Annotated in this window: 22 protein-coding genes, 1 pseudogene and 1 other annotated feature; of the genes and pseudogenes, 10 read left to right on the top strand and 13 right to left on the bottom strand. The window is 54.2% G+C overall.

Translation table 11 applies throughout. The annotated features are described in order from the left end of the window. Positions 1 to 9: 9 nt before the first annotated feature. The 7 genes from htpG to WLO31_RS04790 all read right to left on the bottom strand — a co-directional run bounded on the left by htpG (position 10) and on the right by WLO31_RS04790 (position 6,890). Complete coding sequence (htpG, locus tag WLO31_RS04820; protein WP_435929346.1) at positions 10 to 1,884, bottom strand: molecular chaperone HtpG; 1,875 nt, start codon at positions 1,882 to 1,884, stop codon at positions 10 to 12. A 115-nt stretch (positions 1,885 to 1,999) separates the two neighbouring features. After that, positions 2,000 to 2,605, bottom strand: a complete 606-nt coding sequence (recR, locus tag WLO31_RS04815; RefSeq protein WP_435929345.1) for a recombination mediator RecR — start codon at positions 2,603 to 2,605, stop codon at positions 2,000 to 2,002. A 107-nt stretch (positions 2,606 to 2,712) separates the two neighbouring features. After that, complete coding sequence (locus WLO31_RS04810) at positions 2,713 to 2,913, bottom strand: hypothetical protein (RefSeq protein WP_435929344.1); 201 nt, start codon at positions 2,911 to 2,913, stop codon at positions 2,713 to 2,715. A gap of 130 nt (positions 2,914 to 3,043) precedes the next feature. Continuing rightward, a complete protein-coding gene (locus tag WLO31_RS04805; RefSeq protein WP_435929343.1) occupies positions 3,044 to 3,373 on the bottom strand; it encodes a YbaB/EbfC family nucleoid-associated protein in 330 nt (109 codons plus the stop codon). A gap of 246 nt (positions 3,374 to 3,619) precedes the next feature. Further along, positions 3,620 to 5,542: a DNA polymerase III subunit gamma/tau gene (gene dnaX, locus WLO31_RS04800; RefSeq protein WP_435929342.1), complete on the bottom strand. Its 1,923-nt coding sequence runs from the start codon at positions 5,540 to 5,542 to the stop codon at positions 3,620 to 3,622. After that, positions 4,223 to 4,287, bottom strand: a sequence feature (DnaX frameshifting element). Its footprint overlaps the gene before it by 65 nt. 268 nt (positions 5,543 to 5,810) lie before the next feature. Beyond that, positions 5,811 to 6,362, bottom strand: a complete 552-nt coding sequence (gene apt / locus WLO31_RS04795; protein ID WP_271122521.1) for an adenine phosphoribosyltransferase — start codon at positions 6,360 to 6,362, stop codon at positions 5,811 to 5,813. Positions 6,363 to 6,512: 150 nt separating this feature from the next. Beyond that, the gene (locus WLO31_RS04790) at positions 6,513 to 6,890 is read right to left on the bottom strand and encodes a DUF454 family protein (RefSeq protein WP_435929341.1); all 378 of its coding nucleotides are present in this window, start codon (positions 6,888 to 6,890) and stop codon (positions 6,513 to 6,515) included. A gap of 56 nt (positions 6,891 to 6,946) precedes the next feature. On the opposite strand from WLO31_RS04790, the gene priC reads away from it, so the two are divergent. Genes priC through rsmS form a run of 3 tightly spaced genes read left to right on the top strand, consistent with a single transcriptional unit; the run spans position 6,947 to position 7,930 of the window. Then, positions 6,947 to 7,483, top strand: a complete 537-nt coding sequence (gene priC, locus WLO31_RS04785) for a primosomal replication protein PriC (protein WP_435929340.1) — start codon at positions 6,947 to 6,949, stop codon at positions 7,481 to 7,483. 39 nt (positions 7,484 to 7,522) lie between these two features. Continuing rightward, positions 7,523 to 7,771, top strand: a complete 249-nt coding sequence (locus tag WLO31_RS04780) for a hypothetical protein (RefSeq protein WP_435929339.1) — start codon at positions 7,523 to 7,525, stop codon at positions 7,769 to 7,771. Further along, positions 7,772 to 7,930 (top strand): pleiotropic regulatory protein RsmS, encoded by a 159-nt coding sequence (gene rsmS, locus WLO31_RS04775; protein ID WP_435929338.1) that lies wholly within the window; start codon positions 7,772 to 7,774, stop codon positions 7,928 to 7,930. 11 nt (positions 7,931 to 7,941) lie between these two features. Here rsmS and acrR read toward each other — a convergent pair whose 3' ends face one another. Next, the gene (acrR, locus tag WLO31_RS04770) at positions 7,942 to 8,592 is read right to left on the bottom strand and encodes a multidrug efflux transporter transcriptional repressor AcrR (protein WP_435929337.1); all 651 of its coding nucleotides are present in this window, start codon (positions 8,590 to 8,592) and stop codon (positions 7,942 to 7,944) included. Positions 8,593 to 8,735: 143 nt separating this feature from the next. Here acrR and acrA point away from each other — a divergent pair, with 143 nt between their 5' ends. The 6 genes and pseudogenes from acrA to WLO31_RS04740 all read left to right on the top strand — a co-directional run bounded on the left by acrA (position 8,736) and on the right by WLO31_RS04740 (position 15,699). Next, the gene (gene acrA / locus WLO31_RS04765; RefSeq protein WP_435929336.1) at positions 8,736 to 9,935 is read left to right on the top strand and encodes a multidrug efflux RND transporter periplasmic adaptor subunit AcrA; all 1,200 of its coding nucleotides are present in this window, start codon (positions 8,736 to 8,738) and stop codon (positions 9,933 to 9,935) included. Between the two features lie 22 nt (positions 9,936 to 9,957). After that, positions 9,958 to 13,076 (top strand): annotated as a pseudogene (acrB, locus tag WLO31_RS04760) (multidrug efflux RND transporter permease subunit AcrB). A gap of 559 nt (positions 13,077 to 13,635) precedes the next feature. Then, on the top strand, positions 13,636 to 14,010 hold the full coding sequence (gene tomB, locus WLO31_RS04755; RefSeq protein WP_435929335.1) for an Hha toxicity modulator TomB: 375 nt from the start codon (positions 13,636 to 13,638) through the stop codon (positions 14,008 to 14,010). A 28-nt stretch (positions 14,011 to 14,038) separates the two neighbouring features. Then, positions 14,039 to 14,257 (top strand): HHA domain-containing protein, encoded by a 219-nt coding sequence (locus tag WLO31_RS04750; protein WP_121265420.1) that lies wholly within the window; start codon positions 14,039 to 14,041, stop codon positions 14,255 to 14,257. A gap of 276 nt (positions 14,258 to 14,533) precedes the next feature. Continuing rightward, positions 14,534 to 15,097, top strand: a complete 564-nt coding sequence (maa, locus tag WLO31_RS04745) for a maltose O-acetyltransferase (protein WP_435929334.1) — start codon at positions 14,534 to 14,536, stop codon at positions 15,095 to 15,097. Positions 15,098 to 15,228: 131 nt separating this feature from the next. Next, on the top strand, positions 15,229 to 15,699 hold the full coding sequence (locus WLO31_RS04740) for a YlaC family protein (RefSeq protein ID WP_435929333.1): 471 nt from the start codon (positions 15,229 to 15,231) through the stop codon (positions 15,697 to 15,699). A 67-nt stretch (positions 15,700 to 15,766) separates the two neighbouring features. Here WLO31_RS04740 and ykgO read toward each other — a convergent pair whose 3' ends face one another. The 4 genes from ykgO to WLO31_RS04720 all read right to left on the bottom strand — a co-directional run bounded on the left by ykgO (position 15,767) and on the right by WLO31_RS04720 (position 19,897). After that, positions 15,767 to 15,907, bottom strand: a complete 141-nt coding sequence (gene ykgO, locus WLO31_RS04735; protein WP_121265414.1) for a type B 50S ribosomal protein L36 — start codon at positions 15,905 to 15,907, stop codon at positions 15,767 to 15,769. 3 nt (positions 15,908 to 15,910) lie between these two features. Continuing rightward, positions 15,911 to 16,168: a type B 50S ribosomal protein L31 gene (locus WLO31_RS04730; protein ID WP_435929332.1), complete on the bottom strand. Its 258-nt coding sequence runs from the start codon at positions 16,166 to 16,168 to the stop codon at positions 15,911 to 15,913. A gap of 129 nt (positions 16,169 to 16,297) precedes the next feature. After that, positions 16,298 to 18,202, bottom strand: a complete 1,905-nt coding sequence (locus WLO31_RS04725; protein ID WP_435929331.1) for a methyl-accepting chemotaxis protein — start codon at positions 18,200 to 18,202, stop codon at positions 16,298 to 16,300. Between the two features lie 324 nt (positions 18,203 to 18,526). Then, positions 18,527 to 19,897 carry a PTS transporter subunit EIIC gene (locus WLO31_RS04720; RefSeq protein WP_435929330.1) on the bottom strand — a complete coding sequence of 457 codons (1,371 nt, stop codon included), beginning with the start codon at positions 19,895 to 19,897 and terminating at the stop codon, positions 18,527 to 18,529. A gap of 304 nt (positions 19,898 to 20,201) precedes the next feature. Between WLO31_RS04720 and WLO31_RS04715 the strand changes: the two genes are divergently transcribed. Beyond that, the gene (locus WLO31_RS04715) at positions 20,202 to 21,401 is read left to right on the top strand and encodes an enolase C-terminal domain-like protein (RefSeq protein WP_435929329.1); all 1,200 of its coding nucleotides are present in this window, start codon (positions 20,202 to 20,204) and stop codon (positions 21,399 to 21,401) included. On the opposite strand, the gene WLO31_RS04710 is transcribed toward WLO31_RS04715, so the two are convergent. After that, on the bottom strand, positions 21,389 to 22,111 hold the full coding sequence (locus tag WLO31_RS04710) for a GntR family transcriptional regulator (protein ID WP_435929328.1): 723 nt from the start codon (positions 22,109 to 22,111) through the stop codon (positions 21,389 to 21,391). The genes WLO31_RS04715 and WLO31_RS04710 overlap by 13 nt on opposite strands. Positions 22,112 to 22,171 lie beyond the last annotated feature (60 nt).

Below are 22,171 nucleotides of genomic sequence, written 5' to 3'. Positions count from 1 at the left end.
GCCATGCTATCAGGAAACTAACAGCTGGTTCATACGACGGATAAACTGGTTCGGATCTTCAAGCGTGCCGCGTTCTGCCAGCAACGCCTGATCGAGCAGCAGCTCTACCCATTCGCCAAACCGCGCGTCATCCTGGGTGTCCGCCGCGCGTTTTACTAAACGGTGCTCCGGGTTCAGCTCGAAAATGTACTTCACTTCCGGCACGGCCTGGCCTGCTGCGGCAAAGAGTTTTGCCATCTGGGTGCTCATGTCGTTGCTGTCGGTGGTGACGATGGCTGGCGTATCAGTCAGACGATGCGTCAGGCGGACTTCTTTCACGCGCTCGCCCAGCAGGGTTTTCACGCGATCCACAAACGGCTCAAGCGCTTTCTCAGCTTCTTTCGCTTCTGCGGTTTCTTCGTCAGCCAGCTTTTCCAGCGACTCGTCGGTTTTGCTTACGGACTGGAAGGCCTTACCGTCGAACTCGGTCAGGTAGCTCATCATCCACTCGTCGATGCGGTCGGAAAGCAGCAGCACTTCGATGCCTTTCTTACGCAGCAGTTCCAGGTGCGGGCTGCTCTTCGCCGCCGCGTAGCTGTCTGCGGTGATGTAGTAAATCTTCTCCTGGCCTTCTTTCATGCGCGATACATACTCTTCCAGCGACACGGTCTGTGCGGAGGAATCAGTATGGGTCGTCGCAAAGCGCAGCAGCTTAGCGATCGCTTCCTGGTTGGCATTATCTTCCGCCGGGCCTTCCTTCAGCACCAGGCCGAAGTTTTTCCAGAAGGTCTGGTATTTTTCGCCGTCGTCTTTCGCCAGTTTATCCAGCATCTGCAGAACGCGTTTGGTCAGCGCGCTGCGCAGGTTCTGCGTAACGCGGCTGTCCTGCAGGATTTCGCGGGAAACGTTCAGCGGCAGATCGTTGGAATCTATCAGGCCGCGCACGAAGCGCAGGTAGTTCGGCATGAACTGCTCGGCGTCGTCCATGATGAACACGCGCTGCACGTACAGCTTCAGGCCGTGCTTATGATCGCGGTTCCACATATCCCACGGCGCCTGGGACGGAATGTACAGCAGGCTGGTGTATTCCTGCTTGCCTTCCACGCGGTTGTGGCTCCAGGCCAGCGGGTCGGTAAAGTCGTGGGCGATATGCTTGTAGAACTCGTTATACTCTTCGTCTTTGACTTCGGACTTGCTGCGGGTCCACAGCGCCTGGGCCTTGTTGATTTTTTCCCAGCCGAGAATGGTTTCGCCGTCTTTTTCTTCGCGGGTTTCAATTTCAACCGGCAGCGCGATGTGATCGGAGTATTTACCGATGATGGAGCGCACGCGCCAGTCGTCGAGGAATTCGTCTTCGCCTTCACGCAGGTGCAGCGTGATTTCTGTACCGCGATCCGCTTTGGTGATATCCGCTACGGTATATTCGCCCGCGCCTTCGGATTCCCAGAACACGCCTTCGTCAGCGGAGGCGCCGGCCGCACGAGTACGCACGGTGACCTTGTCCGCGACGATAAACGCGGAGTAGAAGCCTACGCCGAACTGGCCGATAAGCTGGCTGTCTTTCGCCTGGTCGGAACCCATGGATTCCAGGAAGGCTTTGGTACCGGATTTAGCGATGGTGCCCAGGTGGTCGATTGCTTCGTCACGCGTCATGCCGATGCCGTTATCGGCGATGGTCAGGGTGCGTTTTTCTTTATCAAAAGAGACGCGCACGCGCAGTTCGCCGTCACCCTCGTACAGATCGGCGTGGGACAGCGCGCGGAAACGCAGCTTGTCTGCCGCATCGGAGGCGTTGGAGATCAGTTCACGCAGGAAGATTTCTTTATTTGAATAGAGAGAATGGATCATCAGGTGCAGAAGCTGTTTCACTTCAGACTGGAAGCCACGGGTCTCTTGTCCTTTCATGGTCATTGATACCTCAACAAAATCAAAATACAGGGGTGATAAAAACGTTGAGGGAGTAATGGGGATAGCGGGAGAAGTTTTCAAGCGGGGAGACGAAGAATCTCCCCGTATTCGGTCAGAAATTAATCTTGTGGCGCCCGGCCAGGGAGTGCGAAAGCGTGGTGCCGTCGACCATCTCCAGCTCGCCGCCAACCGGCACGCCGTGCGCAATACGGCTGGCATCGACGCCGTACTGTCCGCACAGGTCGGCAATGTAGTTGGCCGTCGCTTCGCCTTCCACCGTCGGGTTGGTAGCCAGAATAAGCTCTTTGATGGACTCGCTGGATAAACGCTCTTCCAGGCGGCCAAGTCCGATATCGTCAGGGCCGATGCCGTCGAGCGGAGAAAGATGGCCCATCAGCACGAAATAACGACCGGAGAACTGGCCGGTGGCCTCGATGGCCTGGATATCCGCCGGGGTTTCCACCACGCAAATCTGACCATTTTCCTGGCGACGCGGGCTGGAGCAGATAGCGCACACCTCCTGTTCGGTAAAAGTGCGGCAGTCCGCACAGTGGCCGATTTCCGACATGGCGCGCGTCAGCGCCTGAGCAAGGCGCATTCCGCCGCTGCGATCGCGCTGCAGGAGCGCAAACGCCATGCGCTGGGCAGACTTAGGGCCAACACCGGGCAGGCAGCGCAGGGATTCCATAAGGGCTGTAAGTAGAGGGCTGGTTTGCATCGCTCAGATTTCTGAAAAAATAGTGGGCCATAGCCTAACATTAGCCCTGCGGGCGGGCATAGAAAAAGATAGTCCCCCTGCGCGATGTCTCGCACAAGGCGGCTGATTTACATAATTTTTTGACCAAAACGGCCCTGATTAAAGTCGTCTATGGCCTGATCGATTCCCTCGCGGGTACTCATGACAAACAGTTTAGCCGTTTCGCAGAGCGGATAAGCGCAAGCGCCATCCGCCGGACGCATCAGAATGGCATTGTAAAAACCCGGCGGCAGCTGCCGACGCTCAGAGCGCTGAAGGATTTTTTGCAAAGTATTACGGGGCATCTGAAGAGGAGTGAAACTGTTTTAGAAATGAAGCCGGGTGGCGCATTCGCTTACCCGACCTGCAGTTTAGCCGTTTCGTAGGGCGGATAAGCGTAAGCGTCATCCGCCAAAGCCATCAGAACGGCATTTTAAAGCCCGGCGGCAGCTGCATCCCGTTGGAGACGCCGGCCATTTTTTCTTTCTGCGCTTCGCCGATGCGACGGGCAGCATCGTTAAAAGCCGCAGCAACCAGGTCTTCAACCATCTCCTTGTCGTCTTCCAGCAGGCTCGGGTCGATTTCCACACGGCGGCAGTTGTGCGCGCCGTTAATGGTCACTTTTACCAGGCCCGCGCCAGATTCGCCAGTTACTTCCAGCTGGGCGATTTCTTCCTGAACCTGGGCCATTTTTTCCTGCATCTGCTGGGCTTGCTTCATCAGGTTACCCAGACCGCCTTTTCCAAACATAATCTTCTCTCTTTCGCTCGGGCCGCCTAATCGCACAATACGGTTAGCGGCTATCAGGGTTTACAACAGGCCGGATAGACCGGTCTGTAGAGTGCTGACAAAGAAGGAAAAAACGTGGCTTTCCTGCTTTGTCGTTAGCAGCCGAAAATCAATAAATTGATTTTCCTGGTTATTTTTTGATGACAGATTATCGTGTCGCAACCCTGTCAGGATTGTCATCAGTCTGAAGCTGAACAGGTCGTTCTGTCAAACAGGGCGAATGCTGTCTTCATCCAAATCCGCATCAAAAAAACGACGCAGCGTCTGGATGTTATTGTCAGCGCTCATTGACTCTCTTGCCTGCGCCAGCTTCTCTTCATAGATGGCCTGGCGCCACTCCAGCGGCGTACGCTGCGCCTGACTATCATCTTCAATGATAGTCAGCTCAACGGCCTCACCGCTGAAGGTGCTTATTGCTTCCGTCAGCGCTTTTTGCGCTGCGGAAGAGTTCAGATGGCGCTGGCTGGAACGCAGATGCAGGCAGATGCGACTGCCATCCTGCTCTTTCCAGGCGTTGAGCGCCAGCTGCTGCACCAGCTTTGGCAGCGCCAGCTGATTGATTTCTGCCGCCCACGCGTCACGCTCAACCGCTTCCTGCGCGAGCTTCTGTGCAAGCTCCGGGGTTTTCTCATGTTCCAGCGCGCGCTTAAGCGCCTTCGGCGTGGCGACCGGCTCAGCCACCTCTTCGGTGACGATTTGCGACTTCCAGCGATAGGCTTCCGGCTTCTGCTCAGGTTTTTCCCGCGCGCTTGCCGCAGGGTGAGACTGTATCCGCTCGGTAACCGATGCCAGACGCTCCAGCGCGGTGGTTTTTGCCGGCCGCGCTATATCTGACGCTGCCGGCTCACTCTTTTTTGCTTTGTTGGCTCCCTGCTGGCGCATCAGCTGTGTGCGCGCCTGCAGCACCTGGCTTGTGGTGTCCGGCAGCGGGGCTTCGCTTTGCCGCGGCGGCGGCGAGGCCTGTTGAACCGGTGGAGGCGATCCTGGATCCACAACCGGAATGCTTGCAACCTGACGCGGCTGCTCCGGCTCCGGCATGGGTTTACGCGGATGGAACGCTAAGGCGCGCAGCAGGGTCATTTCAATTCCCATGCGGCGATCCGGCGCCCACGACAGCTCCTTGCGGCCGATCAACAGCGTTTGATAATAAAGCTGAACCTCTGCGGGCGGCACGGTGCGGGCAAGTTCACGCATACGTTGTTCAATCGCCGCCATGTCGCTGCCCAATGCGGACGGCGACAGCTGTACCATCGCCACGCGATGCAGCAGGCCAAGCATTTCCACCAGCAGCGCCTCCCACTCCACGCCGCGTGCGGCAGCATCGCCCAGCAGCGCCATCACGCGTTGCCCGTCGGCGCCCACCATCGCTTCAAGAAGCGACAGCGCCTGATCGTCATCCAGGGTGCCCAGCATGGCGCTCACGGAGGCGGCGGTCACCTGCCCGTCGCCGCTGGCGATAGCCTGATCGGTGAGGCTTAACGCGTCGCGCAGGCTGCCGTCCGCGGCGCGAGCCAGCAGTTGCAGGGCACGCGGCTCGCTGGTTATTTGTTCCTCGCCGAGGATATGTTCCAGCTGATGGCGGATCTGTTCGACATCCAGCGCTTTCAGATGGAACTGCAGGCAGCGGGAAAGAATAGTGACCGGCAGCTTTTGCGGATCGGTGGTCGCCAGCAGGAATTTTACGTGCGCAGGCGGCTCTTCCAGCGTTTTCAACAGGGCGTTGAAGCTGTGGCGGGAGAGCATGTGCACTTCATCAATGAGATAGACTTTAAAGCGGCCACGCGCTGGCGCGTACTGGACGTTATCCAGTAAATCGCGGGTATCTTCTACTTTGGTGCGCGAGGCGGCGTCAATCTCAATCAGATCGACAAAGCGCCCCTGTTCGATTTCACGGCAGTTATCGCACACGCCGCAAGGGGTGGCGGTGATGCCGGTTTCACAATTCAGCCCTTTCGCCAACAGCCGGGCGATGGAGGTTTTCCCCACGCCGCGCGTGCCGGAAAAGAGATAAGCGTGGTGGATTCGGCCCAGCGACAAACCATTAGCCAGCGCGGTCAGCACGTGTTGCTGGCCGACAACATCAGCAAAGGTTTGCGGGCGCCATTTGCGGGCTAAGACCTGGTAGCTCATTCTCAGATTGGCTTCTTGATCGCGGGAAAGGTGAATTTGAGGGGTAATGCTAACATAAGCCCCACCCGATGGGCGAGGCTTGCTATTGCGGACAAAGAAGGAAAAAGCGCGCTTTTTCCTTCTTTGCGGTTATCAGCTGAAAATCAATAAATTAATTTTCCGGTTAATGCATTGGCTGACATATTTCGCGCCTTCGCCAACATGGGATTCATCATTAGCCGGGAGCCTCGCCGGATGGCGAGGCCGCTCATGAAAGAGAGAAATGTGCTTAGTGACCCGGGAACGGCACCAGGCAGTAGCTTTTCACGCCCATTTTCTCAAGACGCTGTTCGCCGCCGATATCAAACAGGTTGATAATAAAGGCGGCGTCGGTCACTTCTCCACCCAGACGGCGGATAAGTTTAACGGTGGCTTCAATGGTGCCGCCGGTCGCCAGCAGATCGTCCACGACCAGAACCTTGTCGCCCGCCTGGATCGCATCAACGTGGATTTCCAGCTGGTCCGTGCCATATTCCAGCTCATAGCTTTCAGCGATGGTTTCACGCGGCAGCTTGCGCGGTTTACGAACCGGCACGAAACCTACGCCCAGCGCCAGAGCGACGGGCGCGCCAAACAGGAAGCCACGCGCTTCGGTACCCACCACTTTGGTGATGCCGGCGTCTTTAAAGCGAGCCACCAGTAATTCGATGCTGGTCGCATAAGCTTTCGGATCTTCCAGCAAGCTGGTAACGTCACGAAACAGGATCCCAGGCTTTGGATAATCAGGGATGCTTTTGATGCTATTTTTCAGGTACTCAAGCTGCTGCGCAGTCGCGGTCATGGGGTTTTGCCTGCTAAAAACATGATACTCACCGAGCGCGTTGCAGGTTCGCTTTGAACCGCTGGTTATCAATTAACCTGCCGCACCCGTGCTCGAAAACGGTCGAATTTACTGGCTGGCGCGGACATTTGCAACCACCGCCAGCACCGTTCAGGGTTTTTGTTGCTTTTCGTCAACAACCGGCATGCGCCACATAAAGATAAGCAGCGCGCACATCATCGCCAGTAAGAATAGCCGTACCCACAAAATGTTAACCAGATAAAGCGATACGGAAAAAGTTATCGCGATAAAAATTAAGGCCTTCGGCTTGGTTCCCGGCGGCAGCGCGCGGTGCTTTTGCCAGTGGCGTAAATAGCCGCCGAACCAGGAGCGATAAAGCAGCCAGTGGTGGAAGCGAGGGCTCGAACGCGCAAAACACCAGGCGGCGAGCAGCAGGAACGGCGTGGCAGGAAGCAGCGGCAGCACTACGCCGAACGTCGCAAAGACTACCGCCAGCCAGCCGATGATGATTAAAATAGTCCGTTGCATACCCATTCCCGGAATAAACTGGCGCGAAAACCGCGCAGCCACTGGAGAGTCATTTTGTGAAAACCGCTTCGCTCTTACAAGCTCTTGATGCACGCGTCGCGGAACTGGCAGCAGCAATCGAGCCGCTCTCTTTACAGCGTACGTCGCAGGCCCGCTTCGATAAAAAGCTTTTTACGACGCACAGTACCCAGCTAAAAGATTATCTCGCCGAGGCCCAGGCTAATCTCGCTCAGCTTGAGCTTAGCGTGAAAACCGGCAAAACGGACCAGGTTGCCTTTGTGGCTGAAAAACTAGTCGCGCAAATTGCCGCCCTCACGCGCGAGCTGGCCACCTGGAAGCTGCGCGCCAGCGAACCACAACAATCAGCGCCGGAAAACCTCTACGAAAAGCTTGCTACTCATCAGGACTATGAACGCCGTCTGCTGTCGATGATAGGCGATCGTGAAAGCAGGCTGGGCATGCAAACGACGCTGAGCGCCCAGCAGCAGCTGCAGCGGGAAATCGCCGCCCAGGAAGGCCGCCTGCAACGCTGCCGCCAGGCTATCGCCCGCATAGAGCGCGCCATCGAACGCAGGGAGCGTGGGCTGGGTTAGCTATACTGACATTATCACTTAGCGTGCAGGAGAAAAACGATGGGGCTACTAGCCTGGGTGATTATCGGCATACTGGCAGGAATAGCGGTGACCCGCCTGCGTCCCGCCGCTGGCGGAGGCTTTGCCGTTGCGCAGGTCCTGGGCGTAACGGGCGCATTAATTGGCGGCTACGCCTGCGCCGTATTTAATATAGGCACGCTGACAACCCTTGACCCAAAAGCGCTGTTAGCTGCGCTGGCTGGTTCACTGCTGTTTCTTTTTGTGTTTTGCAAACTTCGGATATCTTAAATGTCGCTGGATAACGCCCCGGAAGAGGTCAAACTGGCCGTCGATTTAATTATGCTGCTTGAAGAGCATGAGATCCCCCCCTCAACGGTGCTGAAGGCGCTGGAAATTGTCCGCCGGGATTTTCTGCGTAAGCAGCAGGAAGCGTCCCCTTCCCGCTAGTTGCTTTCGCCTTACAGAGAGACGCTGTCCGGGCTGCGCAGAGTCGGACAGAACTGGAACATTTCTAATAATATTGCGACGTGGTCTTTAGCCTGCGCGTATAAATCAAAGCTGTCCGGCGCGACGAGCCAGTTTTCTATCAGGCCGGTAATGTAGCTGCGCAGCACAATCACCGCGTGGGAGAGGCGTAAATTACCGGGCAAGGAGCCGGCGTCGATACAGCGCTGGAGGCTCAGCTCAATGCGCTCGTTGCCTTCCATATAAAGGATGCGTCTGGCCTGCTGTAAAATGGCCATTTCCCCAACGAACTCACATTTGTGAAAAATGATTTCCGTCATTAACCGACGTCTTTCTTCGGTAACGGTTGCCTGCAGTATGTAAATAAGCAACTCTCTGACAACGCGGAGTGGATCGTCAGGAAATTTTGCCCGATACTCAGCTTCTAAATCACCAATAGTGGATTCAGTTAGCTCCCAGATTTCATTGAATAAATCCGACTTATTTTTGAAGTGCCAATATATTGCACCGCGGGTGACCCCGGCCGCTTTGGCGATATCCGCCAGAGAAGTGGCAGAAACGCCCTGCTGTGAGAACAAGCGAATGGCCACATCAAGTATGTGCTGGCGGGTTTCAAGGGCCTGTTGTTTGGTTTTTCGTGCCATACGTCGGTGAATTTACTGGAGTCAGATTTACATACATTTATGAATGTATGTACCATAGCACGACGATAATATAAACGCAGCAATGGGTTTGTGGGCATTTGATCCATTGAACAAATTTGAAATCGGACACTCGAGGTTTACATATGAACAAAAACAGAGGGTTTACGCCTCTGGCGGCCGTTCTGATGCTTTCAGGCAGCTTAGCGCTTACAGGATGTAACGATAAAGAGGCCCAACAGAGTGCGCCGCAAGCCCCTGAAGTGGGCGTGGTGACACTGAAAAGCGCGCCTTTACAGATCACAACAGAGCTTCCAGGCCGCACCAGCGCTTATCGTATTGCAGAAGTTCGCCCGCAGGTCAGCGGCATTATCCTGAAGCGTAACTTTGAAGAAGGAAGTGAAATCAAGGCGGGTGTCTCGCTTTACCAAATCGATCCTGCAACCTACCAGGCCGCTTACGACAGCGCTAAAGGCGATCTCGCCAAAGCGCAGGCCAGCGCCAGCATCGCTCAGGTTACCCTGAAGCGTTATCAGAAGCTGTTGGGCACCAAATACATCAGCCAACAGGACTACGATACCGCGCTTGCCGACTCACAGCAGGCAAACGCGGCGGTTGTGGCTGCGAAAGCCGCCGTTGAAACGGCTCGTATTAACCTGGCCTATACGAAAGTCACCTCTCCTATCAGCGGACGCATTGGCAAATCTTCCGTTACTGAAGGGGCGCTGGTGACCAGCGGCCAAACCACCGCCTTGTCCACCGTTCAGCAGCTCGACCCTATTTATGTCGATGTCACTCAGTCCAGCAATGATTTTCTGCGCCTTAAGCAAGAGCTGGCCCAGGGCAAGCTGAAACAGGAAAACGGCAAAGCTAAAGTTCAGCTGGTGACTAACGACGACGTCACCTATTCACAGGAAGGTTCACTGGAGTTCTCCGACGTAACCGTCGATCAGACCACCGGTTCTATCACCCTGCGCGCCATCTTCCCTAACCCGGATAAAACCCTGCTGCCAGGCATGTTCGTCCGGGCAAAACTGGAAGAAGGTGTCAATCCAGAGGCGCTTCTGGTTCCTCAGCAAGGCGTTACCCGTACGCCACGCGGCGATGCTTCCGCGATGGTTGTAGGTAAAGATAATAAAGTTGAAGTCCGTCAGCTGAAAACCTCCCAGGCGATTGGTGATAAATGGCTGGTAACCGACGGGTTACAGACTGGCGATCGCGTTATCGTAACCGGTTTACAGAAAGTGAAACCCGGTGTTCAGGTGAAAGCGCAGGAAATCGCGGCAGACAATAACGGTCAACAGCAGCAAGCCGCAGGCGCACAGTCCGAACAAACGAAGTCTTAACTTAAACAGGAGCCGTTAAGACATGGCTAAGTTTTTTATCGATCGCCCCATTTTTGCCTGGGTTATCGCCATCATTATTATGCTGGCGGGCGGGCTTGCGATCATGAAATTGCCCATCGCGCAATATCCAACTATTGCGCCTCCGGCAGTCACGATCTCAGCAACCTATCCGGGTGCGGATGCAAAAACGGTACAGGATACCGTGACACAGGTTATCGAACAGAACATGAACGGTATCGATGGCCTGTTGTACATGTCCTCGGCCAGTGATTCCTCCGGCACCGTGCAGATAACCATTACCTTTGACTCAGGTACCGATGCGGACATTGCGCAGGTTCAGGTGCAGAACAAACTGCAGCTTGCCATGCCGCTTCTGCCGCAGGAAGTACAGCAGCAAGGGGTTAGCGTTGAGAAGTCTTCCAGCAGCTTCCTGATGGTGCTCGGTATGATCAATACCGACGGTTCCATGACGCAGGAAGATATTGCGGACTACGTTGGCGCAACCATTAAAGATCCTGTCAGCCGTACCACCGGCGTAGGCGACGTTCAGCTATTCGGCGCGCAGTACGCAATGCGTATCTGGATGGACCCGAACAAACTTAATAACTTCCAGCTCACGCCGGTCGATATTATTAATGCCATCAAAGCGCAGAACGCCCAGGTAGCAGCGGGCCAGCTAGGCGGTACGCCGCCGGTTAAAGGCCAGCAGCTTAACGCCTCTATCATTGCGCAGACCCGTCTGAAATCCGCCGATGAGTTCAGCAAAATTCTGCTGAAGGTGAATCAGGATGGCTCCCGCGTTCTGCTTAAAGACGTGGCGAAAGTTGAGCTGGGCGGTGAGAGCTATGACGTTATCGCTCGCTTCAACGGTCAGCCTGCGTCCGGGTTAGGTATTAAGCTGGCTACCGGCGCCAACGCCCTTGATACCGCCGCGGCGGTTCGCGCTACGGTCGAGAAGCTACAGCCTTACTTCCCGGCTGGGCTAAAAGTGGTGTATCCGTACGACACGACGCCGTTCGTTAAAATCTCTATCAACGAAGTGGTGAAAACCCTCGTTGAAGCGATCGTGCTGGTATTCCTGGTCATGTACCTGTTCCTGCAAAACTTCCGCGCAACGCTAATCCCAACGATTGCGGTACCGGTGGTCCTGTTAGGCACCTTCGCCATTCTTGCCGCCTTTGGCTACTCGATAAACACCCTGACGATGTTCGGGATGGTGCTGGCGATAGGCCTGTTGGTGGATGACGCCATCGTGGTGGTGGAGAACGTCGAGCGTGTGATGGCGGAGGAAGGATTGCCGCCAAAAGAAGCCACGCGTAAATCGATGGGGCAGATTCAGGGCGCGCTGGTCGGTATCGCGTTGGTGCTGTCGGCGGTATTTATCCCGATGGCCTTCTTCGGCGGCTCAACCGGTGCGATTTATCGTCAGTTCTCCATTACCATCGTATCGGCAATGGTGCTGTCCGTACTGGTCGCCATGATTCTGACGCCAGCGCTGTGCGCTACCATGCTTAAACCGATTGCCAAAGGCGACCACGGCGAGAAGAAAGGCTTCTTCGGCTGGTTTAACAACATGTTCAATAAGAGCACGCACCACTACACCGACAGCGTAGGCAATATTCTGCGCAGCACCGGTCGTTATCTGCTGCTCTATCTGCTGATTGTTGTCGGCATGGCCTTCCTGTTCGTCCGTCTGCCGGGCTCGTTCCTGCCGGATGAAGACCAGGGGGTATTGCTGACCATGGCGCAGCTGCCGGCGGGTGCGACGCAGGAACGTACGCAGAAGGTGCTTGATGAAGTCAGCAAGTACTACCTGGAAACCGAAAAAGCGAACGTAAACTCCGTGTTTACCGTTAACGGCTTCGGTTTCTCAGGCCGCGGACAGAACTCCGGTCTGGCGTTCGTGTCGCTGAAAGACTGGGGCGATCGTCCAGGGGAAGAGAATAAGGTTCCTGCCATTGCCGGTCGGGCAAGCGCCCACTTCGCACAGATTAAAGATGCGATGGTGTTCGCCTTTAACCTGCCGGCGATTGTGGAACTGGGCACCGCAACCGGCTTTGACTTCCAGCTGATCGATCAGGCAAACCTCGGTCACGAAAAGCTGACCCAGGCGCGTAACCAGCTATTTGGTGAAATCGCGCAGCATCCCGACCTTTTAGTTGGCGTGCGTCCGAACGGTCTGGAAGATACGCCGCAGTTTAAAGTTGATATTGACCAGGAAAAAGCGCAGGCGCTGGGGGTATCCATTTCGGATATCAACACCACGCTGGGCACAGCCTGGGGCGGCAGCTACGTTAACGACTTCATCGACCGTGGACGCGTGAAAAAGGTCTACGTAATGGCCGATGCGCCGTTCCGTATGCTGCCTCAGGATATCAACAGCTGGTATGTCCGAGGTTCAGGCGGTCAGATGGTGCCGTTCTCGTCCCACGTCTGGAACGTTACAACGGCCTTCCTTCGATGGAAATTCTCGGCCAGGCAGCGCCTGGTAAGAGTACCGGTGAAGCAATGAATATGATGGAAGAGCTGGCTGGCAAATTGCCTACCGGGATCGGCTATGACTGGACGGGTATGTCCTATCAGGAACGCCTCTCCGGTAATCAGGCCCCTGCTCTGTATGCCATCTCGTTAATCGTGGTATTCCTGTGTCTGGCGGCGCTGTACGAGAGCTGGTCGATTCCATTCTCCGTTATGCTGGTTGTTCCGCTTGGGGTATTCGGTGCGCTGTTAGCCGCAACCCTCCGTGGCCTGACCAACGACGTCTACTTCCAGGTAGGCCTGCTGACAACCATCGGGCTGTCGGCGAAGAACGCGATACTTATCGTTGAATTCGCCAAAGATCTGATGGAGAAAGAAGGCAAGGGTCTGATTGAAGCCACGCTGGAAGCTGTGCGTATGCGTCTGCGTCCGATACTGATGACATCCCTTGCATTTATCCTCGGGGTTATGCCGTTGGTTATCAGCACCGGCGCGGGCAGCGGCGCGCAAAACGCCGTAGGTACAGGGGTAATGGGCGGGATGGTTACCGCAACCGTTCTGGCTATCTTCTTCGTGCCGGTGTTCTTTGTGGTGGTACGCCGCCGCTTCAGCCGTAAGAGCGAGGACATTGAACATACGCACCAGGTTGAGCACCACCAGTAACCTGCTCAATATGTTATTAAAAGGCCGCGCAAGCGGCCTTTTTTAATGCTTAATAACCCTGGTGTCCATAAGCTGATATAAAAGCGTGGCAGGATGTACTCTGACCATTGATTACAAAATGTTGCGGAATACATTATTGCTGCCACCCAAATATTAAGCACGCCGGAGCTTAAATTTTCTTTTGCACAGCCTAAAATTAACCTTGCTGGTTATTTATTAAGACTATTCTTAAGTTATGACATTTTCTAATTTAATTTAACATTCGTTACGCTTAGAAGTGTTAAGCTTATGGTATTAGTCCTGGACGCGGTTTAGATTAAGGCTTATCCCACGCCTGGAAAAAACCTAATTTCATACGAAAGCATTAACAGACCGCAAGCCTGGCCCGGAAAATAGAGCGGAATTGTAATTTTTAGTAATAGCGCGAGGAAATCTTAATCAGATTGATTTATAGTGAAAGCATACATAGCAATCACCGTAAGATCCCCACCTCTTCCAGGTGTGTCCACCCCAGCGCATTACGTTTTATCAAATTTTCTTCGCTAAAAGGGGCTGCATTATGGACGAATACTCACCAAAACGGCATGATATCGCGCAGCTTAAATTCTTGTGCGAAAACCTGTATCATGACTGCCTGACCAACCTGGAAGAGAGTAACCATGGGTGGGTCAACGATCCTACGTCAGCCATTAACTTACAGTTAAATGATTTGATTGAGCACATCGCTGCTGTTGCGCTTAATTACAAGATAAAGTACGACGAAGAAAGCAAATTGATAGAGCAAATTGACGAATACCTGGACGCCACCTTCATGCTTTTTAGCAACTACGGCATCAATGCGCAGGATCTGCAGAAATGGCGCAAGGTGGGGAATCGCCTGTTCCGGTGTTTTGTCACCGAGAGCCGGGCTAACCCGGTCAGTCTCTCTTTTTAAAAAAATTACAAATACTTAAGGTGAATTTATGACAACTAAGCCCTTAACCAAAACCGATTATTTGATGCGTCTACGACGTTGCCAAACAATTGATACGTTAGAGCGAGTAATTGAAAAGAATAAATATGAATTATCAGACAATGAACTGGCGGTATTTTATTCAGCAGCCGATCATCGTCTTGCAGAACTTACCATGAATAAACTTTACGATAAGATCCCTCCTTCTGTATGGAAATTTATTCGTTAATAACCCGAACACGTATTGCTTATTTTTTAGTATGCTGGCCCGGACCCCTCTGATTGCCATGTTCAGGAGAAACGCCCTGCATCGCTGGCTTTTTCATGCCACCGACACGGTCAACGTTCATTCCGCGACTGCCGCCCGAGCGCCCCATCTACCGGTCTGTTCCTGATAACCTAAAACGCGATCGTATACACAGAGTGGGAACGATCCCCCTCATGGCGATGATTTTTCGTTTAGGGTTAAGGCTGCCAGACTCGATAAAGAAAGGGAACCGTAGCCATGAACGACAATCAGAGTGAAGAAAAACGTAAGATGATTGCAGGCGAGCTCTATCGCTCTGCTGATGAACAACTGCATGACGATCGCATAAAAGCTCGTCACCTTATTCATCGCTATAACCATACCGGACCGGATGAAAAAGCCGTACGTGAAGAGCTACTGGCGCAGCTGCTTGGCAGCAGCGATAATGCCTGGATAGAGCCTTCTTTCCGCTGCGATTACGGTTACAACATTTTCCCTGGACAAAATTTCTACGCCAATTTTGATTGCGTGATCCTTGATGTCTGTCCGGTAAACATAGGCGACAACTGTATGCTCGCACCGGGCGTACACATCTATACGGCAACCCATCCGTTGGATGCCCGCACGCGCAACAGCGGCGTCGAGTTTGGCAAGCCGGTGACCATTGGACATAATGTCTGGATAGGCGGGCGGGCGGTCATTAATCCGGGCGTCACCATCGGTGACAACGTTGTGGTAGGATCGGGCTCCGTCGTCACTAAAGATATTCCCGCCAACAGCGTAGTCGCCGGAAATCCAGCGCGAATCATCAAAACGCTTTGAACGGTGACGGGCGGTTAACTGTTATAGTTAATTTTGCTTAATCTGTTACTTTTTTGCCGGCTTTCGGCTTCTTAAAATAGCAGCGTCACTTTTGTGGCATCCGTGACCTACCAGAAACCAGAAGGCTTTCCATGACCGAGATCCAGCGCCTGCTTAACGATACGATTGAACAACTGAACGTTGCCGAGAAGCGTGATAATCGCCCGCGGTTTAGTATCAGTTTTATTCGTAAACATCCGGGGCTGTTTATTGGGATGTGGGCAGGCTGGTTCGCCACGCTTATCGTGATGCTGCAGTCGGACACGCTGGCGGGCTCGGTATGGCTGCTGGTTGTGCTTTTCGTGCTGCTTAACGGCTTCTTCTTTTTTGACGTTAACCCGCGCTACCGCTATAGCGATATTGACGTGCTGGATTTACGGGTTTGCTATAACGGCGAGTGGTACAACACGCGCCACGTGCCGCCATCGCTTATCGACGATATCCTGCAATCCCCGCGGGTGGATGAAGAGCAAAAGTCGCTGCTGCATAAAATGATAGCCCGCAAAGGGGAACTGTCGTTTTACGACGTCTTCACCCTGTCCGGCCAGGCTGCAAAATCGTAGGGCAGATAAACGCAGACGCCATCCACGATAAAAACTGGGGTGGCGCTTCATTTACCCGCCCGGCGGCTTAGCGTTTTTTCTTCCTGCCCTGCACCGCCTTAAAACGCGGGTTGCTTTTGCAAATCACGTAGACTCTTCCCTTGCGCTTCACAATCTGGCAGTCCGGATGACGCTGTTTCGCGCTGCGTAATGAACTCAGTACTTTCATCTGCTACGCCTCCTTGCCAAAAAAGCGACCAAAGCGCTGCTGGAAGCGCGCCGGGCTGCCCGCTTTCTCGAAGTTTCTCTGCTTACCGGTGTAATGCGGATGGGAAGCGGAGGAAACCTCAATGGTGATATACGGGTATGTCTGGCCGTCGAGTTCAATTTCACGATCGGTTTTAATGGTGGAACCGACTTTAAAATACTCATTGGCGCTGGTGTCGTGGAAAACCACGGTGCGGTAGTAAGGATGGATATCGCGTTTCATTGCCTTTACCTTGATACGTTATAACATAACGATAGGGTAAAAGGTGGGCAGCAAAAATGCAAGCGTGTTTTAGGGAATTCAGGCGGGCGCATCGAAACGCGCCCGACAGACCGGCAACAAACCAGGCTATTAGAGTTTAAAAGCGGCGACAACGCGCTCAAGCTGCTGCGTTTGTTCAGACATAGACAACGAAGCGGAGGAAACCTGCTGGACCAGGGTCGCGTTCTGCTGGGTCGTGTTGTCCAGCTGATTAATCGCCACGTTTACCTGTTCGATGCCGGTGCTCTGTTCACGGCTGGAAGACATAATCTCTCCCATCAGCGCGGTAACGTTACGCACGCCCTGCGTCAGCTCATCCATGGTGGCGCCCGCCTGGGTCACCAAATCGGTGCCCAGGTTAACGTTGTTTACCGAGGTTTCAATCAGCGACTTAATTTCCCGCGCCGACTGCGCCGAACGCTGCGCCAGATTGCGCACCTCTGCCGCCACCACCGCAAAACCGCGTCCCTGCTCGCCCGCCCGCGCCGCTTCAACCGCCGCGTTAAGCGCCAGAATGTTCGTCTGGAAGGCGATGCTGTCGATAACGGCGATAATGTCCACCACTTTGCCGGAAGAGCTTTGGATCGCGTTCATGGTGCTGACCACCTGCTTCACCACTTCTCCGCCCTTCACGGCAACGTCTGAAGCTTCGCGCGCAAGTTCGTTAGCATGGGCTGCGTTATCCGCGTTCTGGCGAACGGTGCTGGTTAACTCTTCCATCGAAGCGGCGGTCTGTTCAATGGAGCTGGCCTGCTCCTCGGTCCGGGCGGAGAGATCCTGGTTGCCGGCCGCAATCTGGTGCGAAGCAGAGGTGATGGCGCGTGCGCTGTCGCCAACCTGACGAAGCATAGTTTGCAGGTGCGAAATCACATCGTTAAAGCTGCTGATGATGGCGTTAAATTCCGGGCTGCTGGCAGGCTCCAGGCGCTGCGTTAAGTCCGCGCCCCCGGCGGAAAGACGGCTGATATTTTGATTCAGCTCGCCAAGACGACGCATAAAGCTGCGGATAAACAGCACCAGCACGCCAATCAGCAGCAGCGCCATTGGGATCTGCACCAGACTCAGGCGCAGCATAATGGTATCCGTCTGTTTGGTAAGCAGCGCCGTCGGCAGATCTACCGCGAGGATCCACGGGCTTCCCTTAATCGCCTGCAGCATGACGGTGTGTGAAACGCCGTTATTGTCATACTCCCGCTCGCTATCCTGAGCGCCATCAAAACCAGGCAGGATCTCCTGCACCGCTTGCGCCATCGGCACCGATCCGCTCATATCCGACAGATTCTGCAGGCTTGCGGTTTTACCGATTTGCTCGGCGTTACCCACTACTTTGCCATCGGCCTCGATAATCAGCACCTGGCCCTGAATTCCCTCCCCCATCTGCTGCGCAAGCTGGTTAAAGAAGCCAAGCGTGACGTCGATGGTCGCCACGCCCCACGGCTGCCCGTCTTTGATTATCGCCATCGCACAGTTAGTGCGCGGCTGCGGGCTGGCGTCATCCTGATATGCCTTCGCCCAGGCGCACTGTCCGGCAGGCGAAGCAAGGCCAGATTTGTACCAGACCTGCTCGTAATAGTTCGGCGCTTCGTCGGTGTTCCAGTAGCTGTTTTCTTCCAGCCCGTCGCTGGCGTTACGGGCAAAGAAGGTGCTGAATTTATTGCGTCCGGCTTCACGTTTCTCAGGCAGCGGCCAGACGCCGCCGCCAAACACGTTCACATCCCGATACTGATCGACAAGCGACGGCAACAGGCGATTGATATCATCGCTTTGCATAGTGGCAACCGACTGGGTGATGCTGCGCATTTGCGCCTGCACGCGGTTCATTTGTTCAATGATATTCACCGCAACGTTACCCACCTGGTAACGAATTAGCTGCGTTTCGTTGCGCTTGATTTGCGGCGTAACGAAATAGTGAATAACCAACGAAGTAATAATCGTCAGTATCCCAAAGAAAAGACATAAAGCGGCGATAAAGCGGGATTGCGTTGTTTTAAGCATGACGGTGGCACCTGGAGATAAAAGCGAAGCGCTTGCTCCTGTCTACGGCCAACCCGCGGCAAACTTGAACACTAATGAGTAGCAGAATTCATCCCATGTCACGCAGCGAAATTAATTTCCAGTAAAATCCAGAGCATAACGAACCGCGCTGAAATATTTTGTCATACATTGTTCCCAGGTCCGGCCCCAAAAAATGTAGCCCTCCCCCATCTCATAACTCAGCAGATGACCACGTCAGATGCTGGCGACGGGCCGCCGGATGGCGCCACGCTGCCGGCGCCGCGCCAGCACAGGACCCGAACCGCATTCCTTTCAGCGGCACATTCAGGCCTTTTCGCGCACCAGCAGCGTAGTCAGCGCGAACGATAAGACCAGCGCCAGCGCTACGCCCGCCAGCGCAAATACAAAATAAGGTCCAATGTAGGCTGGCAGGCTAAAGATGCTCGACAGAATGTAGCCATACAGCCGCACGCCGAAGAAAGCGATAAACGCAGAGGCGACGGCGCTGGCGACGGTCGCTGCGATAAAGGCTTTTTTGTAACGGGTCAGCACGCCAAACAGCGCAGGTTCCGTAATGCCCAGCAGCGCAGAAATTCCCGCAGAGAGCACAACCGAACGTTCCTGGCGCGACCTGCTCTGCCGCCAGATGGCAAAGGTTGAGCCTGCAATGGCCATATTCGCCATAAACATCATCGGCATCAGCATGTCGTAACCACGGTCGGTAAAGTTTTGCAGCGCGATCGGCGTCATCGCATGGTGCATGCCGGTCAGAATGGCTATCGGACGAATCGCGCCGACCACCAGTCCGGCAAAGCTTGCCGATACGCCAAACAGGCCTTCAATAAACCACGCCAGGCCTTTACCGAGATAGATCCCCAGCGGGCCGATAACCACCAGCGCGACCAGCGCCGCTAAAAATAACGTTAGCGTTGGCGTAAAGACCGTTTTCAGCACGTCCGGCATGATGCCGTCGACCCAGCGATGGATATAGCTCAGGGCCAGAACCGAGAAAATCACCGGTATAACGCTTGAAGCGTAGTTAAAGACGGAAACGGGGATCGCATTCAGAAAATAGAACGCTTCAACCGCGTCGGGCGCGTGTCCCGCCAGCGCCTTTGCCGCCTCAATCAGCGAGGGATACATAAAACAGGCGGCGACCGCAGCGGCCAGATACTCGTTGGTTTTAAAAATGCGCGCCGCCGAGATGGCCAGGAAGAACGGTAAAAAATAGAACACGCCGCTGGCGATCAGATCGATAACGATCACCGTGTCGCTTTTTGCGGAAATAACCTTCAGCGCAATCAGGCCCGCCAGCAACCCTTTGATCATCCCCGCGCCGGCAATAGCAGGCACGATCGGCCCGAACACGCCGGAAACCGTATCCATAAAGAGGGAAATCAGGCTTTTACGCTCTTTTTTCTGCTCGCCCGTGCTGTGCTGCGCCGAAGATGAACCCAGCGCGGCGGAGAGTTGCTCATACCAGCTGTTCACCTGCGGGCCGATAATAATCTGAAACTGATCGCTTTGAACCTGCGCCCCTAATATCCCCGGCAGCTTTTTTATCTCCGCGCGATCGATTTTGCTTTCATCAATGATGTCAAAACGCAGGCGCGTCATGCAGTGCCAGACTTTATTAATATTTCCGGCCCCACCGACCAGGCGAATAATATTATTGATGACCTCAACCGTACCCATTAGCGACTCCGGATTACGTATTTATTGTTATGTGCGGCATGGTCAGCAAGAGTAGAGAAAGGCTGGCAACAAAACAAACCAATAAAAATTGACCGACATCACATTTAAAGCAAACATGCGCATAAAAAACCGTTTACCAAGCAAATTGGTCCGGTTTTAATCCGCTATTAAATGTTTTTCCTGACCAATAAAAATTATTAAAAAAGCGCTTTGCCTACGCCTTCAAATAGGGCGATAGTAAATAAAGAAATCCTTTTTATGCTGAGCAACCGGCCTTAATCCTTACGGCTTGTGGAGTTATTTCGTGCTGCCAACGCTTATTGAAAATATTGAATGCTTTATTACTAAACCCGACCGCCACAACCTGGTAGCCGTAAGAGTCACCACGAATAAAGGCGTTATCGGACACGGCTGCGCTACTTTTCAGCAGCGCCCGCTGGCGGTAAAAACCATGGTCGATGAGTACCTTAAACCGCTGCTAATCGGGCGGGACGCCAACCATATTGAAGATCTGTGGCAGATGATGAGCGTCAACGCCTACTGGCGCAACGGCCCGGTGATAAATAACGCCATTGCCGGCGTCGATATGGCGCTGTGGGATATTAAAGGGCAGCTGGCGGATATGCCGCTATATCAGCTGTTTGGCGGAAAATCTAAAGACGCCATTGCGGTTTACAGCCATGCGGCAGGTGACACGCTGGCAGGGCTCTATCCGGAAGTCGATAAGCTGCTGGAACAGGGCTATCGCTATATTCGCTGCCAGCTCGGTTTTTACGGCGGCACGCCGCAAAGCCTGCACGCCACTAAAAATCCAGCCCCCGGCGCGTATTACGATCAGGATGAATACATGGCTAATACCGTCGCCATGTTTAAAGCGCTGCGTGAAAAGTATGGCAACCGGTTCCATATTCTGCACGATGTGCATGAGCGACTGTTCCCGCAGCAGGCCATTCAGCTGGCGAAGCGGCTCGAACCTTACCAGCCGTGGTTCCTGGAGGATATTCTCCCGCCGCAGCACAGCGCCTGGCTTGAGCAGGTACGCGCTCACTCTACAGTGCCGCTTGCCATGGGCGAGCTGTTTAACAACCCTGCCGAATGGCACGATCTGATTGTGAATCGCCGTATTGATTTCATTCGCTGCCACGTTTCACAGATTGGCGGAATTACGCCCGCGCTGAAGCTGGCGGTTTTGTGCCAGGCCTTCGGCGTGCGCCTGGCATGGCACGGCCCGCCGGATATGACGCCAGTCGGCGTGGCGGTGAATACGCACCTGAATATTCATCTGCATAACGCGGCAATCCAGGAATATATTCCGAACAAACCGAATACCGAAGCGGTATTCCCGGGTGCGCTGACGGCGGAGCAAGGCTACATGTACCCGCCTGAAAAAGCGGGCATCGGCGTGGGCTTCGACCAGCAAAAAGCCGAAAGCTTCCCGCTGGAATACCGCCCTCATGAATGGACGCAAAGTCGTTTACCAAACGGCGTGATTCACACGCCCTGAGGGCCCTTGCGAAACGCCAGATTATCGTGGTTAAAGGGGATAACGTAGGTGCAGGAATAGTTGATATCAACGATTTCGCTGATCTCAAATACCCGTCCGCCTTCAAGGATACCCCGGTTGATAATGCGCATCGCCGGGCTGCCTTTTTTACATTCCAGCAGCGCTGCCTGCTCCTTGCTGAGGCTGACGGCCTGATAGCTGGTGAGCAAATGCGAAATGCGATAGCCCTTGCCCAGCACGTACTGCTGAATGGATTTCTCAATGACGGCCTGGTTAAGATCGGGGAAATCCTTCGTCGGCATGCGTGAAGTCTCAATCTGCACCTTTTGGCTGTCCACGTAGCGCAGGCGGCAAAACTGCCAGATAAAATCGTCTTCGCCAAGGCCAAATACCTGCTGCTCTTCGCGGTCGGGCAATTTTTTATGCAGGTTGACCATGCGAAAAGCGATCTGATCGAAGCGTTTTTCCGTGATGGAGTTGTACACCAGCGGGTTATTGCGCGCCTGCTGATTAATCCAGATGCCCGACCCCTGCACAATTTCAACCACGCCGATGCTTACCAGCTTCTCCAGGGCCTGGCGAATGGTAAAGCGGGAAACGCCATACTCTTCAGCCAGCTGCCGCTCGGGAGGAAGCTTGCGCAATGCCGATCCGCTATGCTGATAGATTTTGCTGAGTAAGTCCTGCGTGACAAATTCTTTTTTCTTCATGCCGTCTGCGGATCCCTCTGACCGTTTTTTCACGGGGTCGAACGCGGTATTCCCCCCGTG

The organism is Dryocola sharpae, assembly GCF_051307055.1.
GTDB lineage: Bacteria > Pseudomonadota > Gammaproteobacteria > Enterobacterales > Enterobacteriaceae > Dryocola.
This window is presented reverse-complemented; position numbering and strand designations above follow the sequence as displayed.

What these genes read in the sequence shown, in the direction of transcription:
- acrA (WP_435929336.1), top strand. Translation starts at nt 8,736, where the DNA reads ATGAACAAAAACAGAGGGTTTACGCCTCTGGCGGCCGTTCTGATGCTT.
- WLO31_RS04710 (WP_435929328.1), bottom strand. Translation starts at nt 22,111, where the DNA reads ATGAAGAAAAAAGAATTTGTCACGCAGGACTTACTCAGCAAAATCTAT.
- WLO31_RS04805 (WP_435929343.1), bottom strand. Translation starts at nt 3,373, where the DNA reads ATGTTTGGAAAAGGCGGTCTGGGTAACCTGATGAAGCAAGCCCAGCAG.
- WLO31_RS04780 (WP_435929339.1), top strand. Translation starts at nt 7,523, where the DNA reads ATGGGGCTACTAGCCTGGGTGATTATCGGCATACTGGCAGGAATAGCG.
- dnaX (WP_435929342.1), bottom strand. Translation starts at nt 5,542, where the DNA reads ATGAGCTACCAGGTCTTAGCCCGCAAATGGCGCCCGCAAACCTTTGCT.
- htpG (WP_435929346.1), bottom strand. Translation starts at nt 1,884, where the DNA reads ATGAAAGGACAAGAGACCCGTGGCTTCCAGTCTGAAGTGAAACAGCTT.
- ykgO (WP_121265414.1), bottom strand. Translation starts at nt 15,907, where the DNA reads ATGAAAGTACTGAGTTCATTACGCAGCGCGAAACAGCGTCATCCGGAC.
- apt (WP_271122521.1), bottom strand. Translation starts at nt 6,362, where the DNA reads ATGACCGCGACTGCGCAGCAGCTTGAGTACCTGAAAAATAGCATCAAA.
- WLO31_RS04740 (WP_435929333.1), top strand. Translation starts at nt 15,229, where the DNA reads ATGACCGAGATCCAGCGCCTGCTTAACGATACGATTGAACAACTGAAC.
- WLO31_RS04725 (WP_435929331.1), bottom strand. Translation starts at nt 18,202, where the DNA reads ATGCTTAAAACAACGCAATCCCGCTTTATCGCCGCTTTATGTCTTTTC.
- WLO31_RS04720 (WP_435929330.1), bottom strand. Translation starts at nt 19,897, where the DNA reads ATGGGTACGGTTGAGGTCATCAATAATATTATTCGCCTGGTCGGTGGG.
- acrR (WP_435929337.1), bottom strand. Translation starts at nt 8,592, where the DNA reads ATGGCACGAAAAACCAAACAACAGGCCCTTGAAACCCGCCAGCACATA.
- tomB (WP_435929335.1), top strand. Translation starts at nt 13,636, where the DNA reads ATGGACGAATACTCACCAAAACGGCATGATATCGCGCAGCTTAAATTC.
- WLO31_RS04790 (WP_435929341.1), bottom strand. Translation starts at nt 6,890, where the DNA reads ATGCAACGGACTATTTTAATCATCATCGGCTGGCTGGCGGTAGTCTTT.
- recR (WP_435929345.1), bottom strand. Translation starts at nt 2,605, where the DNA reads ATGCAAACCAGCCCTCTACTTACAGCCCTTATGGAATCCCTGCGCTGC.
- WLO31_RS04730 (WP_435929332.1), bottom strand. Translation starts at nt 16,168, where the DNA reads ATGAAACGCGATATCCATCCTTACTACCGCACCGTGGTTTTCCACGAC.
- WLO31_RS04750 (WP_121265420.1), top strand. Translation starts at nt 14,039, where the DNA reads ATGACAACTAAGCCCTTAACCAAAACCGATTATTTGATGCGTCTACGA.
- rsmS (WP_435929338.1), top strand. Translation starts at nt 7,772, where the DNA reads ATGTCGCTGGATAACGCCCCGGAAGAGGTCAAACTGGCCGTCGATTTA.
- maa (WP_435929334.1), top strand. Translation starts at nt 14,534, where the DNA reads ATGAACGACAATCAGAGTGAAGAAAAACGTAAGATGATTGCAGGCGAG.